Origin of the sequence: Halobacillus halophilus, assembly GCF_020171985.1 — a bacterium.
Taxonomy (GTDB): domain Bacteria; phylum Bacillota; class Bacilli; order Bacillales; family Halobacillaceae; genus Halobacillus; species Halobacillus halophilus_A.
Genome location: NZ_JAIVAL010000005.1, coordinates 62894 through 78436 on the forward strand (window position 1 = coordinate 62894; position 15543 = coordinate 78436).

General features: G+C 40.3%; 19 protein-coding genes and 3 riboswitches. Of the genes, 1 reads left to right on the top strand and 18 read right to left on the bottom strand.

Translation table 11 applies throughout. From position 1 onward, the window contains the following. Positions 1–101 precede the first annotated feature (101 nt). A riboswitch (Lysine riboswitch) is annotated at positions 102–291 on the bottom strand. 54 nt (positions 292–345) lie between these two features. The 13 genes from yunB to LCM11_RS10255 form a co-directional block, all read right to left on the bottom strand. After that, positions 346–1122: a sporulation protein YunB gene (gene yunB / locus LCM11_RS10195; RefSeq protein WP_224894139.1), complete on the bottom strand. Its 777-nt coding sequence runs from the start codon at positions 1120–1122 to the stop codon at positions 346–348. Positions 1123–1225: 103 nt separating this feature from the next. Continuing rightward, positions 1226–2617 carry a bifunctional UDP-sugar hydrolase/5'-nucleotidase gene (locus LCM11_RS10200; protein ID WP_318246149.1) on the bottom strand — a complete coding sequence of 464 codons (1392 nt, stop codon included), beginning with the start codon at positions 2615–2617 and terminating at the stop codon, positions 1226–1228. Positions 2618–2628: 11 nt separating this feature from the next. After that, positions 2629–3441, bottom strand: a complete 813-nt coding sequence (locus LCM11_RS10205; RefSeq protein ID WP_224894141.1) for a sulfite exporter TauE/SafE family protein — start codon at positions 3439–3441, stop codon at positions 2629–2631. Positions 3442–3618: 177 nt separating this feature from the next. Further along, on the bottom strand, positions 3619–5016 hold the full coding sequence (gene sufB, locus LCM11_RS10210) for a Fe-S cluster assembly protein SufB (RefSeq protein WP_224894142.1): 1398 nt from the start codon (positions 5014–5016) through the stop codon (positions 3619–3621). Between the two features lie 33 nt (positions 5017–5049). After that, positions 5050–5493: a Fe-S cluster assembly sulfur transfer protein SufU gene (gene sufU, locus LCM11_RS10215; protein WP_224894143.1), complete on the bottom strand. Its 444-nt coding sequence runs from the start codon at positions 5491–5493 to the stop codon at positions 5050–5052. Continuing rightward, a complete protein-coding gene (locus LCM11_RS10220; protein WP_224894144.1) occupies positions 5483–6703 on the bottom strand; it encodes a cysteine desulfurase in 1221 nt (406 codons plus the stop codon). Before LCM11_RS10220 ends, sufU begins: the two co-directional genes overlap by 11 nt. Then, a complete protein-coding gene (gene sufD / locus LCM11_RS10225; protein ID WP_224894145.1) occupies positions 6703–8010 on the bottom strand; it encodes a Fe-S cluster assembly protein SufD in 1308 nt (435 codons plus the stop codon). Before sufD ends, LCM11_RS10220 begins: the two co-directional genes overlap by 1 nt. Positions 8011–8029: 19 nt before the next feature. Beyond that, positions 8030–8815: a Fe-S cluster assembly ATPase SufC gene (gene sufC, locus LCM11_RS10230; protein ID WP_089751755.1), complete on the bottom strand. Its 786-nt coding sequence runs from the start codon at positions 8813–8815 to the stop codon at positions 8030–8032. Positions 8816–9051: 236 nt separating this feature from the next. Next, positions 9052–9192, bottom strand: coding sequence for a hypothetical protein (locus LCM11_RS10235; RefSeq protein ID WP_173380435.1), 141 nt, complete (start codon positions 9190–9192; stop codon positions 9052–9054). Positions 9193–9419: 227 nt separating this feature from the next. After that, the gene (locus LCM11_RS10240) at positions 9420–9785 is read right to left on the bottom strand and encodes a carboxymuconolactone decarboxylase family protein (protein ID WP_014644164.1); all 366 of its coding nucleotides are present in this window, start codon (positions 9783–9785) and stop codon (positions 9420–9422) included. Between the two features lie 69 nt (positions 9786–9854). After that, positions 9855–10724 carry a MetQ/NlpA family ABC transporter substrate-binding protein gene (locus tag LCM11_RS10245; protein ID WP_224894146.1) on the bottom strand — a complete coding sequence of 290 codons (870 nt, stop codon included), beginning with the start codon at positions 10722–10724 and terminating at the stop codon, positions 9855–9857. Between the two features lie 35 nt (positions 10725–10759). Continuing rightward, positions 10760–11428 (bottom strand): methionine ABC transporter permease, encoded by a 669-nt coding sequence (locus tag LCM11_RS10250; RefSeq protein ID WP_224894147.1) that lies wholly within the window; start codon positions 11426–11428, stop codon positions 10760–10762. Beyond that, a complete protein-coding gene (locus tag LCM11_RS10255; RefSeq protein WP_224894148.1) occupies positions 11421–12446 on the bottom strand; it encodes a methionine ABC transporter ATP-binding protein in 1026 nt (341 codons plus the stop codon). Before LCM11_RS10255 ends, LCM11_RS10250 begins: the two co-directional genes overlap by 8 nt. Before the next feature lie 72 nt (positions 12447–12518). Next, positions 12519–12627: riboswitch (SAM riboswitch) on the bottom strand. A gap of 155 nt (positions 12628–12782) precedes the next feature. Beyond that, positions 12783–12891: riboswitch (SAM riboswitch) on the bottom strand. Between the two features lie 66 nt (positions 12892–12957). On the opposite strand from LCM11_RS10255, the gene LCM11_RS10260 reads away from it, so the two are divergent. Next, complete coding sequence (locus LCM11_RS10260; protein WP_224894149.1) at positions 12958–13383, top strand: TlpA family protein disulfide reductase; 426 nt, start codon at positions 12958–12960, stop codon at positions 13381–13383. On the opposite strand, the gene LCM11_RS10265 is transcribed toward LCM11_RS10260, so the two are convergent. From LCM11_RS10265 to LCM11_RS10285, 5 genes are all read right to left on the bottom strand, one after another. Continuing rightward, positions 13376–13702 (bottom strand): hypothetical protein, encoded by a 327-nt coding sequence (locus LCM11_RS10265; protein ID WP_224894150.1) that lies wholly within the window; start codon positions 13700–13702, stop codon positions 13376–13378. The two genes, LCM11_RS10260 and LCM11_RS10265, sit on opposite strands and share 8 nt — an antisense overlap. A 99-nt stretch (positions 13703–13801) precedes the next feature. Further along, on the bottom strand, positions 13802–14116 hold the full coding sequence (locus tag LCM11_RS10270) for a thioredoxin family protein (protein WP_224894151.1): 315 nt from the start codon (positions 14114–14116) through the stop codon (positions 13802–13804). 10 nt (positions 14117–14126) lie between these two features. After that, on the bottom strand, positions 14127–14474 hold the full coding sequence (locus tag LCM11_RS10275; protein ID WP_224894152.1) for a toprim domain-containing protein: 348 nt from the start codon (positions 14472–14474) through the stop codon (positions 14127–14129). A 137-nt stretch (positions 14475–14611) separates the two neighbouring features. Next, the gene (gene gcvH, locus LCM11_RS10280) at positions 14612–14995 is read right to left on the bottom strand and encodes a glycine cleavage system protein GcvH (RefSeq protein WP_014644172.1); all 384 of its coding nucleotides are present in this window, start codon (positions 14993–14995) and stop codon (positions 14612–14614) included. A 53-nt stretch (positions 14996–15048) separates the two neighbouring features. Further along, entirely contained in the window at positions 15049–15435 is a 387-nt protein-coding gene (locus LCM11_RS10285; RefSeq protein WP_224894153.1) for an arsenate reductase family protein, read from the bottom strand. Positions 15436–15543 lie beyond the last annotated feature (108 nt).

The window sequence follows — 15543 nt, forward strand, 5'->3', positions numbered from 1 at the left end:
GGAGTAGGAAGGCTACTGCCTATAAAAATGAGGAATAAAAAAAGACAATGATAGTAGAAAATAACCTATCATTGCCTGTAGCAACTTGATTATCCTCCATTTCGATCAGTAGCGCCCCATGCACCCAAAAGAGCATGCATGACAGTGTGTCTCTTCTTCAGATATACACCAGCATAGGATAGTCTGACAACACTATCGTACACTTCGGCAGAAACTCATCCCTTTCATCAATGATCCTAGCTTGCCTGGCTCCCATTGATTACTAATGACGTCTGCACCTCTACCTCACCGATCTGATAAGGTCACGCATATTTATTTCCATGCAATTCTATCAGTATAGTTACATTATTGCAAGGCATCCATCGGAAAGGAAAAAGATGGTGATTTGTCTGGAGCTTCACCCTCCCCGCCATAGAAGTCAGGAACCTCTCCTAGAATAGTAGCTGTATCGATAGGAATATCCGTCGCTACGGTGGTCGTTTCAGTGGAGAAAGGAATCACGATCCTTACGTTCACTTCAATATGAATTGATAATTGGAATAATGCTGCATTAATGCCGTACTCTGTAATTTCACTTTGGAAGTTTGACTGTACATCACCAATCACTCGTAATTGAACCGGTACTTTTGGACCCAGGTTAGCAAGAAGCGAGTTATTCGTCGCCTGTCCGACAGGGATCTCTATTAATGTTGCGGGTTGTTCACCTAGTTCCTCCTGGGTCATATTAGGATCAATGTCAGGCTCAAGTGATGTATCTTCCATTGGTAATTCGTTTAGTTCCATCCTTTTTAGAAAGTTTTGGACACGGTACGTAGTATTTCTCAGTACCCTGTTCACTACCACGGAATTCCAGCCCATATAAACGATATTTCCCTTATCATCTTTTTCCATTTTTACTAAATCATTAAATTGTAGATCCTCAGCTATTTGTTTATTGACGGCTTCATTTATTGCGTCCCTTGCTAGTTGCTGGGTTTTTGTTTCAGCTATACCAATGAGTGCCGGAGTGATTCCCCTGTTGATTAGCCAGAGACTTAAAGCGGTGAATAGTAAAAAGAACAGAAAAGTCAAAACGATTCTTTTCCCAATTGAGGGTCCATTTGTAACTTTAGTTTTCCCCATTAAAACAACCCCTCCTGAACTAACTATATGTAGTCCAGAAGAGGTTTAGGCATAGAAATAATGATAACTTTGTTTCTTGGCAGTCTATAAAGTGTGCCGCATATTATTCATATGTTTTAAGAGCTTCCGATAGTAAATCCCGGAGTAACTCAGGCATATAATAAGCCTTATTGGGTGCATAAGCAATTTCAGGAAACAGCCTGCCAAATGTAAATGTATCAGCGGTTGAGAGAGAATAGGACTTCTCCTGATCGATAGGAGCGCCGTTTTTCGTAACTCTTACGACGCGTTCTTCGCCATCTTGCGACTCCTTGGTTTCTATTTCCACGCCGGCAAAGACCATTTTTCCAATTACTTCTCCACGAAAGCCAAATCCTTTCAAGCGGATTTCAGTTAACTTTCTTGTATGAGCTACCCGGATAACTTCAAGTAGTTCATCCCCTTTTAGTTCTACTTTACAGGGGTTCATGGGGTGAGGACAGATCCGGTGCACATCTTGATAAGTCACTTCCCCTTCTCCTAAATGATCTAATAAAATACCCGCATTCAGCATCGCCACGTCTGAATTTGTCCATTTCTGCAGTTCGAGGGTAAGTCTGGACATCAAAGAAGTCTCTTGGAACCAGCCTATATATAAGGGCTTCGTTAACCTTGTTATAGGAGTTTGTAAACGGTCGATGGCTCTTTCCCTCATTTCTTGTACATCCTGTGTGACTTTCTCATCTTTCCGTAAATTCTCAGTGGGAATCGCATATGCTTCCTTTTTCATTAATTTTTTTTGTTCGGTATCCCACTCTAATAGAATTTCTCCCAGATGAGTGCCATGTTTACCGGCAGCTGTTAAAAGCGAATCCTCCGTGTATTCACCATTTTGGAATAAGTGGTGAGTATGGCCGCCAATAATGACATCTATCCCTTCATATCGGCGTGCAATTTCTTCATCATCATTAATACCTAAATGAGAAAGAAGGATCACAATATCCGATTGTTCACGGACCTCATTTAACAATTCATCCAATGCATCATAAGGAGATTCAACTTCCCAGCCAAGCTGTTTATAGAACGTTTTAAACGGGGCTGTCAAGCCAATCAGCCCAACCTTTGTTCCCTTATTGGAAGTTAGAATTTCGTGTGACTTCAGCCATTTAGGCTGATTTCCTTCACCGTAACGGAGATTCGCACAGATCACTTCAAAATTCGCCTTATCATAAAGGGTATAAAGATCCTCACTTGAAAGAGTGATTCCTTCGTTATTTCCTAAATTCGCCAGATGATAGCCAGCTTGATTCAAAAGTTCCACGTTACCTTTTCCCATTAACCCTTCCGCTATCGGATGAAATCGATCCACATGGTCTCCGTTGTCCATTAACCAGAAATTTTCGCCTTTCCGGTTGTGCTGATCTTTCTTCCTTTTAAAGTAGCCGACGATTTGGGGCCAATTCTCAAAATGACTATGTAAATCACTTGTGTAATAAAAAAATAATTTTTCCTTCATCATCAGTCTCCTTATCCAATTCCTTGCCATATTAAACGGATACCGATTAAGATCAACAATACCCTTAAAAACCATTCAACAGCTTGTCCTTTTAGATGCCGGTTAACACGAGCCCCGAGCGTCCCCCCTAAGTATGCCCCTGGAATAAAGTAGAGTGTATAAGCCCATTCGACGTGACCTAGAAGGATATGGGTAGCAGAGCTTGAGATGCTCGCAAAGAAGATCATGAACATAGACGTAGCCGTTGCAATGTGGGCGGGTATATTGAATAATAAAATCATCGCAGGAACCATTAGAGAGCCTCCGCCAATGCCAAGCAACCCCGACAGCATTCCCACCCCAAGGGATAGAATAAGACCGAAAACAATCGGCATCTGATACTTATAAGTTGTTCCTTTAATAACCTTCTCTCTTTTGAGACCTTTATTGAACAAGTAGGTACCTGAAGTTTTCCTCGGTATAAAAAACAGCAAAGAAACTACAATCATAATACAGCCGAACAATAAAGAAAACATATCCGTTTTAAAAAATTGATTTAACCAAGAGCCTATAATTCCCCCAGGCACACTTCCTATTAGAAAAACATATCCGATTTTTTTATCTACGCGGTCATGCTTCAAATAAGAAAGCGCAGAGGACATTCCAGTAAATATCATAACCACCAGCGAAATTCCAACAATTGACTGTGGACTTACCCAGTCGAAAGTACTTAGCTGATCTCCTAAAAATAGTAATACAGGTACTAAAATAACACCGCCGCCTAATCCAGCGATGCTTCCAACTAATGCTGTCACTAAACCGATCATAAACATGAGGATGACCATTTTAAAACATCCTTTATCTCTATAGATAATATTATAGTATCATGTTTTCTATTCTTAAAACATCCAGCCTATGTTAAGAATTAAAAATACACTCCTGATGACGTAGCATGATTATAGTACATAAAAAAGTACAGGTGGATGAACCACCTGTACTTTAAGTGTAGTAATTAAATTGAATTAACCGATTGAACCTTCCATTTCGAATTTAATTAGACGGTTCATTTCTACGGCATATTCCATTGGAAGTTCTTTCGTGAATGGTTCAATGAAGCCCATTACGATCATTTCAGTTGCTTCTTCTTCTGAAATACCGCGGCTCATAAGATAGAATAGTTGTTCTTCAGATACTTTAGAAACTTTGGCTTCGTGTTCCAAAGAGATATTTTCATTCATGATCTCATTATAAGGAATGGTATCTGAAGTAGATTGGTTATCCATAATTAACGTGTCACATTCTACGTTCGAACGTGCACCTTCGGCTTTACGACCAAATTGGACAATCCCGCGATACGTAACTTTACCTCCATGCTTCGAAATTGATTTCGAAACGATCGTAGAAGACGTATTAGGGGCAAGATGGTGCATTTTCGCGCCTGCATCCTGATGCTGTCCTTTACCGGCAAGGGCAATGGAAAGAGTCATTCCGCGTGCACCTTCACCTTTAAGGATAACAGATGGATATTTCATGGTTAGTTTAGAACCAAGGTTTCCATCTACCCATTCCATGGTTGCATTCGACTCAGCTACTGCACGTTTTGTAACTAGATTATAAACGTTGTTCGCCCAGTTTTGAATCGTAGTATAACGGCAGTAAGCATTATCTTTAACAAAGATTTCTACAACCGCACTGTGAAGTGAGCTGGATGAATAGGTAGGTGCTGTACATCCCTCTACATAGTGCACAGAAGAACCTTCATCTGCGATAATCAATGTCCTTTCGAACTGACCCATGTTTTCTGAGTTAATCCGGAAATAAGCCTGCAGCGGCGTCTCTACTTTTGTATCTTTAGGAACATAAATGAATGATCCGCCAGACCAAACCGCAGAGTTTAGTGCAGAGAACTTATTATCAGATGGTGGAATCACTTTACCGAAATATTCTCTGAAAAGATCTTCGTTCTCTTTAAGAGCTGAGTCCGTATCTTTAAATACAACACCCAGGTCTTCAAGATCTTTTTCCATGTTATGATAAACCACTTCTGATTCATACTGAGCGGATACACCTGCAAGATATTTCTGCTCAGCTTCTGGAATACCCAAACGATCAAACGTATTTTTAATTTCTTCAGGAACTTCATCCCAGGAACGTTCAGAACGTTCGGAAGGTTTCACGTAATAAGTGATATCATCGAAGTTCAATTCTGATAAGTCTCCGCCCCATTGCGGCATAGGCATTTTATAAAACTGTTCTAAAGCTTTCAGACGGAAATCAAGCATCCACTGAGGCTCTTCTTTATAATTGGAGATTTGTTCCACGACTTCCTTCGTTAAACCTTTTTGGGTACGGAAAATAGAAATATCTTTTTCATGGAATCCATATTGATACTCTCCAACTTCTGGTGCTTCTTTAGCCATGATTATATACCTCCTTTTGGTATTGACAAAAGCTTAATCCTGCTTTTCTTCATCTACGCCTTTCTCCATAGCCTTCCAGGCTAGTGTGGCGCATTTGATACGTGCTGGGAATTTAGAAACTCCCTGTAGTGCTTCTATATCTCCAAGGTCAAGCTCGTCAGTGTCTACATCATTTCCTTGCATGAGCTCTGAAAAGAGTTCAGACATCTTAAGCGCTTTTTCTACGGGTTTTCCTTTGATTGCCTGAGTCATCATGGAAGCAGAGGACATGCTGATGGAGCAGCCTTCTCCATCAAACTTGGCATCTTTAACCAGATTATCCTCTACTTGCAATTGAAGTTGGATACGATCACCACAGGTCGGATTATTCATATCCACTGTCATATGATCTCCTTCAATCGCCCCTCGATTACGGGGGTTTTTATAGTGATCCATAATGACCTGGCGATAAAGTGTATCTAAATTGTTAAAAGACATCGCCAAAATACTCCTTTGTTGTTTGTAATCCTTCAACAAGTTTATCAATTTCTTCTTCTGTATTGTACAGATAAAAGCTGGCGCGCGCAGTTGCTGACACTTCAAGCCATCTCATTAAAGGCTGAGCGCAGTGATGACCCGCACGTACAGCAATTCCCTCAGCGTCCAAAACGGTCGCTAAATCGTGAGGGTGAACATCGGATAGGTTAAACGTAACAAGACCTGCGCGTTCTTTTGGTCCGTAAATCGTCATTCCTTCCACTTGCTGCATTCTATCTTGCGCATAAGCAGCCAGTTTTTGTTCATGTTTTTTGATTTCGTCCAGCCCGACTTCATTTAAAAAGTCTATAGCGGCTCCTAAACCAACCGCTCCAGCAATAATGGGAGTGCCTGCTTCAAATTTCCAAGGCAGGTCTTTCCACGTAGAATCGTACCAATTTACGAAATCAATCATTTCTCCGCCGAACTCAGCCGGTTCCATATCTTTAAGAAGCGCTTTTTTACCGTAAAGAACTCCAATTCCAGTTGGTCCACACATTTTGTGGCCGGAAAATGCATAAAAATCGGCATCCAGATCTTGAACATCAATTTTCATGTGAGGAGCACTCTGGGCACCGTCTACTAACATAACCGCATCATTTTCATGAGCGATGGATGCTAGCTCTTTTATTGGATTAATCGTTCCAAGAACGTTGGAAACATGCATAGTAGCCACAATTTTGGTGTTCTTAGTAATAGTTTCCCGTGCATCTTCCAAGTTAATCGTTCCATTAGCCTGAAGAGGCATATATTTTAAAACAGCCCCTGTTTCTTTAGCCACTTGCTGCCATGGAATGATATTACTATGGTGTTCCATTGGGGTGATGACAATCTCATCACCCTCTTTTAGGTTAGCTCTTCCATAACTCGACGCCACGGTATTAATGGCTGTCGTTGTTCCGCGAGTAAAGATCACTTCCTGTGTGCTTGAGGCGTTAATAAACCTTCTCACTTTTTCACGGGCACCTTCATACTCATCCGTTGCCCGTGTCCCCAGCGTGTGAACGCCTCTATGAACATTTGAGTTATATCCGCGATAGTATTCATCAAGTTTTTCAATGACCTTAATCGGCTTTTGAGATGTTGCGGATGAATCCAGATACACAAGCGGATGGCCATTTACTTCCTGATGAAGAATCGGGAATTCATTGCGTACCGCATTGATATCCATTAATATACTTTCCTTTCAATTACCTGCGTCAGTTGACGTTTAACGGCTTCCACAGGAAGCTGTTTAACAACGGGCGCAAGGAATCCGTGAATAATGAGACGTTCTGCTTCAAACTTGGAAATACCGCGGCTCATTAGATAGTAAAGCTGGACAGGATCGACCCGGCCTACCGAAGCAGCGTGACCAGCTGTTACGTCATCCTCATCTATAAGAAGAATCGGGTTAGCATCGCCTCGTGCGTCTTTACTAAGCATGAGTACACGAGATTCTTGTTCAGCATTAGATTTGGAAGCTCCATGCTCAATTTTACCAATGCCATTAAAGATGGCAGAAGCTTTGTCCTTCATTACACCATGCTGAAGGATATATCCATCTGAGCCTTGACCGAAGTGAGTAATATTCGCAGTAAAGTTCTGCTTTTGTTTTCCGCGGCCAATAGCTACTGTTTTCGCATTTGAATGAGAATTATCACCAATTAAATGAGTGATATTTTCAGATACTGTATCGCCTTCATTCATTTGTCCTAGAGCCCACTCAATCACAGCATCACGATAAGCAACACCGCGACGGTTCGTATAAACCGTTGTTCCAGAATCAAAGTTATCAACAGCACCAAAGGAAACCTTAGCACCGTCTTTAGCAATTACTTCAGTAACATTATTTGCTGAAGTTTTTTCTTCTTTATTATGAGAGATATAATTCTCCACATACGTTACAGAGCTATTCTCTTCTGCTACCACGAGAATGTGGTTAATTAGAGAAGCTTCTGGATCCTCCTGCCAGAAAATAGCTTGAATAGGTTCTTCAATTTGTACATTTTTAGGTACATAAAGGAAGATTCCGCCATTCATTAAAGCGGCATGAAGGGCTGTAAGACGATGTTCGTCCACGTGTACAGCATCATTCATGTAATATTTCTGTACTAGATCACTATGATCTCTGACAGCAGAAGCCATATCGGTAAATATCACACCTTGATCTTTTAATTCCTGATCAATTGTGGCATAGGCTACCGTATGGTTTCTTTGAATAACCAGGTTTTGCTGTTCTTTCTCTTTATCTAAAAAGTCTTGAATTTCAGCCGGTAAATCTTCAAGCGAATCGATAACTTCACCTTGAACATTGTGTTTGAACTCCGTGAAATTCCACTTGCTAATATTCGTCTTATCAGGCTTAGGAAGTTGAAGTGATTCTGATTTTTCCAAGGCATCCAATCGAAGGTTTCTCATCCATTCTGGCTCTTGTAAACCATTGGAAAATTGTGTTACATACTCTTTGTCGTATGGTAGTGAGACGTCTACTGTCATGTTAACCCTCCTATCTTAGTTACGCTTTTTGACCGATTGTTTCGTCTTCGATTCCCAATTCTTGCTTAATCCAGTCGTAACCTTCTTCTTCAAGACGTTGGGAAAGCTCAGGACCGCCGGATTTAACTACGCGGCCTTGCATCATTACGTGTACTTTATCAGGAGTAATGTAGTTTAGAAGACGCTGATAGTGAGTAATGATTAAGCAGCCAAATGCATCGTTACGCATTTCATTGATCCCCTTAGCTACAACCTTAAGAGCGTCGATGTCGAGACCAGAATCGATTTCATCAAGAATCGCAATAGCTGGCTGAATCATCATTAACTGAAGGATTTCGTTACGTTTTTTCTCGCCACCTGAGAATCCTTCGTTCAGATAACGCTGAGCCATGTTCTTATCCATATCCAAAGTTTCCATCTTAGAGTCCATGTCTTTAATGAACTTCATAAGAGAAATTTCGTCGCCTTCCTCACGCTGAGCATTAATAGAAGAACGCAGGAAATCGGAATTAGTTACACCGCTGATTTCACTAGGATACTGCATAGCAAGGAAAAGTCCTGCCTGTGCACGCTCATCCACTTCCATTTCAAGGACGTTTTCACCGTCTAATAAGATTTCACCTTGAGTTACTTCATATTTAGGGTGTCCCATAATAGCGGAGGCTAGAGTAGATTTACCTGTTCCGTTTGGTCCCATAACTGCGTGGAATTCACCACCGTTAATTGTAAGATTTACACCTTTAAGTATTTCTAGACCTTCGATTTCCACGTGAAGATCTTTAATTTCTAAAGTTGATCCTGCCATAATTAATACCTCCAGTATCTATAGTAATGGAATGGGTTTATTTATTGTAGATAGTAGAACCATTCTCAATTTATTCTCATTATAATCTTATATCATTTAGAAAGTGATATCAACTTTTTCCTTCCAGTGGAAATGAGCCGATTTTTCAACAATTTATGAGTGAAATTTTTTTGTTTCTACATTATTATAACACGAAAAAATCAGGTGACTAAAGATCACCTGATTCCTTGCTTAAGTTATCTATGCAATTGACGATCTAGTTGAGCAAACATCTTCTGGCCCTGTTCAAATTCTTTCTGGCGTTTTTCTTCTACTTTCAAACGTGTATCCAACTTGCTGCTGTACTCGGCATAACTCAGATTATGAGCCTGATGCATGGCTTTTTCCATTTCAGCAGTGTAATTTAAATTCAGTTGGTCACTAATAACGAATCAACCCTTTCAGATTATTTACACAATTCAGAGTACCATAGATCTTTACCCCTGCACAAACAGGTATAAACCCTGAAATATCTGATTCTACTTGATTCATTTCGATGAAAGCGCTTGATTCGGCCAGTACATATGAATACATCAGTTTTCCTTTAATTTTCTAACTATTCAAACTAATTAACACTGGAATTTAAATCCATATACGCATCCTGAACCAACGTTACAGCTTGACTCAAAGCTGCGCCTCCGCCAAAGGCAGCTGCTACACCGCAGGCCTCCAGGATTTCCTTTTCTGTTGCACCCTGATCGACACAACCTTTTGTGTGATAAATCATACAATATTCATCTTGAGCTACTATACTTATTCCAAGTGCCATCAATTGTTTCTGCTTTTTAGAAAGCTCGCCTTCTTTGAAACACGCTTCTGTAAATTCACTGAATTGATGAGCGACTTCTGGCATTTTCTCAGTAAAATCACCCATACCTTCTTTATAATCATGCAAATAAGTCTGTGTCCAATTCATTTGTTGTTCTTGCATCGCATTCTAACCTCCCAATAAAAATAAGTGACTGCAGTTAGTATAAACCGCAGCCACTTATCTTATCCGTTATTCAGAGCTGCCATCTACAGGCACTACAGCTCCATTATATTCTTCCTTCATGAACGTTTGAATTTCTTCTGAACGTAATACTTCTACCAATGTTTGCAGTGCTTCAGAGTCTTCATCTTTACTCTGGGCTGCGATCACATTTACATAAGGGGATTCAGAGCCTTCAAGGATCAATGAATCTTCACTTGGGTTCAAGTCAGCTTCAATAGCGTAGTTTGTATTAATCGCTACTAGAGCATCTTCTTCTCGTTTGTAGATCTCAGGTAATGTCGCTGCATCTACTCCGGAGTCAAATTGAAGATTTTTCGGGTTTTCAACAATATCGTCTACTGTAGCATCTACCTTATCTACGCTTTCATCTAATTTTACCAGGCCTTCGCGTTCAAGAAGCGAAAGGATTCTTCCATGGTCAGCTACTGAACGGCTCATCACCAGGGTAGTGCCTTCCGGAACTTCATCAACACTTGAAATATTTTGAGAGTAAATACCCATAGGTTCAATATGAATACCGCCAAGATTTACAAAGTCATAATCATTTTCCTGCATTTGTGTTTCTAAATAAGGGATGTGCTGGAAGTAGTTTGCATCAATTCTTCCCTCTGCTAAGTCCTGATTAGGAAGCACGTAGTCCTGATATTCTTCAATGGTAAGGTTAATTCCTTTCTCTTCTAGCAATGGTTTAGCTTCTTGAAGTACTTCTGCGTGTGGAACACTTGTGGCTCCTACAGCTATTTCAGTAGTTCCTTCTTCAGAACTGCCGTCGCCGCTGCTATCTTCCGAACCTGAGTTTCCTTCATCTGATGAACCGCATGCTGATAAAAGGATAATTAATAATAAAGTAAAAATACCGAGTGTTATTTTTTTCATGAATACTCTCTCCCTTTTAGTATAATTTAGAAATTTTATCTTTTATCCAATTTTCTCGAAACAAAGTCCCCGATAAATTGGAAAATAAAAACAATAATCACGATAAGAATCGTGCAAATGAAAACAACATCAAAGTCGCTGCGCTGAAAGCCATAGAAATAAGCAAAGTCACCTAATCCACCTGCACCGATTGCTCCCGCCACCGCAGTGTAGCCAATTAATGCTATAGCTGTAACAGTGATCCCAGAAATCAGTGCTGGCATTGACTCCGGAAGCAGCACTTTAAAAATCAAAGTAGAAGATTTAGAACCCATCGATTTAGCTGCTTCAATGACACCTTTATCTACTTCTTTTAAGGCAATCTCGACAAGCCGTGCATAGAATGGTGCGCCACCTATAATTAACGCAGGAAGTGCCGCTTTAGGACCTCGAATTGTGCCAATCAGAAAATCAGTAAATGGGAATAATAACAGAATTAAAATGATAAAAGGTATCGCCCTGAATATATTGACGACTGAAGCAGTTATCCAGTTTAATATCTTGTTCTGCCAAAGACCTCCAGGACCTGACAAATATAAAAGCAAACCTAACAGTAAACCTAAAATAAACGTCCCGGCTACAGAAATAAGTGTCATGTAAAGTGTTTCATTAGTAGCTGTTACCAGATCCTCCATAGTGACGTTGGGGAAAAATTGATTAATCATCTGGACTCACCTCCACTTCTACAGAGGTGGATTGAATATATTCAATCGCACGCGTAATTTCTTCTTTATCGCCGAGGAATTGAACAAACATTGTTCCGTACGCACCCTTTTGGGTTTGGGTGATCTTTCCGTGTAATATGTTTACATCTACCACAAACTTTCTGGACACTTCACTAATTAAAGCCTGATTAGTGCTCTCACCTACGAAGTGAAGACGAAGAATTTCCCCAGTTTTATAGGTATCCTTAATGAGTTGAAGGGAATGTTCGCGTTCAGGGTCTCCCATTACCTGATCGACAAACTTTTTGGTAACCTGCTCTTTCGGATAAAGGAAAACATCAAGCACGTCTCCCTGTTCCACAATTTTACCTTGTTCCATAACGGCTACCTGATGGCAGATCTTACGGATTACATGCATTTCATGAGTGATGAGTACAATTGTCAGTCCAAGCTTCTCGTTAATATCTACTAATAGATCAAGAATGGAGTCCGTTGTCTCTGGATCAAGAGCTGATGTCGCTTCATCACAAAGAAGAACTTTCGGTTTATTTGCTAACGCACGAGCGATTCCTACTCTTTGTTTCTGTCCGCCGCTTAACTGAGACGGGTAGGAATTACCTCGTCCACTAAGGCCAACCAGGTCTACCAATTCATTAACCCGTTTGGTTCTTTCGCTTTTAGGTACTCCAGCTATTTCAAGTGGAAAAGCGATATTATCGTGAACGGTTCGAGACCACAAGAGATTAAAATGCTGAAAAATCATACCAATCTCCTGACGTGCCTCCCGCAGCTTCCCTTTGTTTAAGGAAGTTAATTCTTGATCATCGATGGTGACCTTGCCGTCGGTTGGGTCTTCCAGTCGGTTTAGCAACCTAATAAACGTACTTTTACCAGCACCGCTATAACCAATGACCCCGTAAATCTCTCCCTTTTTTATCTGTAGACTAAGGTCGTCGACGGCACGGACGTCCTGGTGTTTTGTGCGAAAGACTTTGGATAAGCCTTTAATTGAAATCATGTCGTCTTCCCTCCATTAAAAAAACCTCTCTGCTTGAGAACAGAAAGGTTATCGTAACAATCTTTATCTGTTCTCTCATCTTCACAAGGAATTACCTTGCAGGAATTGGCACCTTGCCAAGTCTAAGCTTGCCGGTTGCCGGGCATCAATGGGCCAGTCCCTCCGCCTCTCTGGATAAGAGATTTCGTTATATTAATTTATTATCACTTTAATACATGTACGTACTATAAACAGGATTCTAGCATTGTTAGAATTTCGTGTCAACTTGATAATATTCATGTAAATTCGACAAAATAAAAACTCTTCCCTATTTAGAAGAGTTCGCTTATAACGCTCTTCTCATCTACCAAAGTAAAATACTCTGCAGGAATTAGCACCGTGTTCATCTGCATGAACCGGTTGCCGGGCATCAACGGGCCAGTCCCTCCGCCTCTCTGGATAAGTAAAGATGTCGCTATTAAATTAATGATTATGTTAGCATGGGCCTATAAATTAAGTCAACAAATAAGGAGTGGTTGCGTTGAGGAATGCACCAAGTTTCGAACTTCCGTATATAAATAAGGAAGGAACTTATAATACTAACGAAGATCTGGGAAAGGTCATTGTACTTACTTTTTGGACCTCCTGGTGCCCTGATAGCGGGAAAGACTTACCTAAAAAAGAACAGCTTTATAAAACAATGGATCATGAGAAAATAAAAATGATAACTATAAATGTAGCAGGGCGTGAACGAAGCGAAGCTGAGGCAGAAGAATATGCGGAAAAGTTTTTATCTCAGCCGGCTCTCAAAGACCAAGGACGAGCAACCTACGATTCGTATAATAGCGACGGGGTACCTACCACCGTTATAATTAACCAGGATGGTTTTATTCATTCACAATTCGGGGATAAGGCAGATTTCTTATCCATAGTAGAATCTCTTGGTGAACTTATTTAGCCAATAATAGAAGTGATTCTATAAATAATATATTCCGGTACGCCCCTTGAACTTTAACTGTGGTTTGGGGAAGAGAAGTCAACTTTTGTTCTCCGGCAAATAAAGTTTTCATAATCCTACTGGAAGATTGCAGCCGAATGTCATGATGCGCATTATCCTGATGATCTGTTTTCAGATGTACGCCTGACTGGTCTATAAACATGGAAACTTTAAGACTGCCAACCAGAAGCATAACGTTAAGCGTGCGCTCGCGCCAAGCAGGCAAAAGATCCGTTCTCTGATTCACTTGTTTTACCCAATCTTGAATGAATTCCATCATAGTTAACTCCTCCTTTATTTGTTAAATAAATTCTTGATAAGGAGGAGCCTTCCCTTCTTAAATAACGAAGAATCGTTCGTCATTTAGCGGGTAATTCATTTATTTTTTTACATATTCAGAGAGCTTATCGTACATAAAAGGAACTGAATGAAATGCATAAATCTTCTCTACTGTTTCTCCATGGTGGGTTACCAGGAGACAGGGGACGCTTTTAATTTGATACGTTTTCATTAGGTCAGGATGCAATGAAGCGTTGCACTCATTAAATAACTCCCTGTTATATGTGACCTCAATAGTCGTAAGCATCTTTCTGGCCAGGTGGCAGGTTCCACAAAAAGGAGTATGGATGAATGTTAATCCAATGTTTTGTTCTTCTAACTCATGGCCTGCTGTCTTGTTATCTATTTCCTGCACTATGATCCTCCTAAATGAGATAAATGGACTTTACGTTAAAGTGTCTATTTAATAAGGCTCTTGCTAACTCGGGCTCAGGAGTGGCGGCCACTTCCCGAAATGCTTTATCAATATAAATGTGTATGGCATGGGGCAGTTCTGCTGAAAGTTGTTTTCTTAACTTATAACCGGAGTCGTCTTCATCCACAAGAATATACACCCTGCGCTCGTCGAGATTGTAATCATAGATCATTTCCTCCATACGTTCGATCCCAAGTGTTCCATGAGTACAAATGATTTCTATGTCCTCCGCAAGGATTTTCTTAATTTTGCGCTTATCCGTTATTCCCTCTACAATTACGATTCTTTCTCCATCCATTTTCTATCACCCACTATATAGAAACAGACCATGCCAAAGGGGCATGGTCTGAACATGATTAATATGGTACACGATCATGTCAGACAAGGATTATATGTAGCCCTGCCTGTACAATTGCTCATGGTAAATGCTGAACTTTAATCTTCATTAATCATTTCTTCATATTGATCGGAAGACATTAATTCATCCATTTCAGAAGAATCGCCTGGTTCCACAATAACCATCCATGCTTTATCATACGGAGATTCATTTACGAATTCAGGGCTGTCTTCAAGCTCTTCATTCACTTCAACAACTTTACCGCTTAAGGGAGCATACAATTCTGAGACAGTTTTCACAGACTCTACACTGCCAAACGGCTCATCTGCTTCCAGTTCGTCACCTACTTCAGGGAGCTCTACAAATACAATATCCCCAAGTTCAGATTGTGCGAAGTCTGTAATTCCAATACGGACTTTTCCGCCTTCTTCTTTAACCCATTCGTGTTCTTCAGAGTAACGCAGATCTTTTGGTACACTCATTGAAATCCCTCCACTAAATTAAATATGATTTATGACAATTACAAACATAAAAGCTAGCTGCTTTTATTTCCAATGTTCTGCTCACTGCCCCACACTTCCTGAAAATTCTCAGGTTTGAAACCAACAGTGACCTTGTTTCCATCTGTGACAATAGGCCTTTTAATTAACATGCCGTCTGAAGCAAGCCATTCAACCATTTCTTCCTGAGTAGCATCCTTCAGTTTTTCCTTCATATTCAATTCTCTATACTTTTTACCACTCGTATTAAAAAACTTACGAGCAGGAAGATCACTTCTACTGATTAGTTTTACCAGTTCATCAGTAGTCGGGGGTTCTTCCACGATATGTATGGAGGTATAATTTATCCCTTGTTCATCCAGCCATTGTTGAGCTTTTTTGCAAGTCCCGCACTTGGGGTACCAATAAAAGGTTACCGGCATAACTATCACTCCTTACAGTTGATATATTATATTTTACCATAATGAAGATATTTATTTCATCGGTTAACCGAATTTAATGACCATCCTGATGTCATAGAGAAAAAAAGT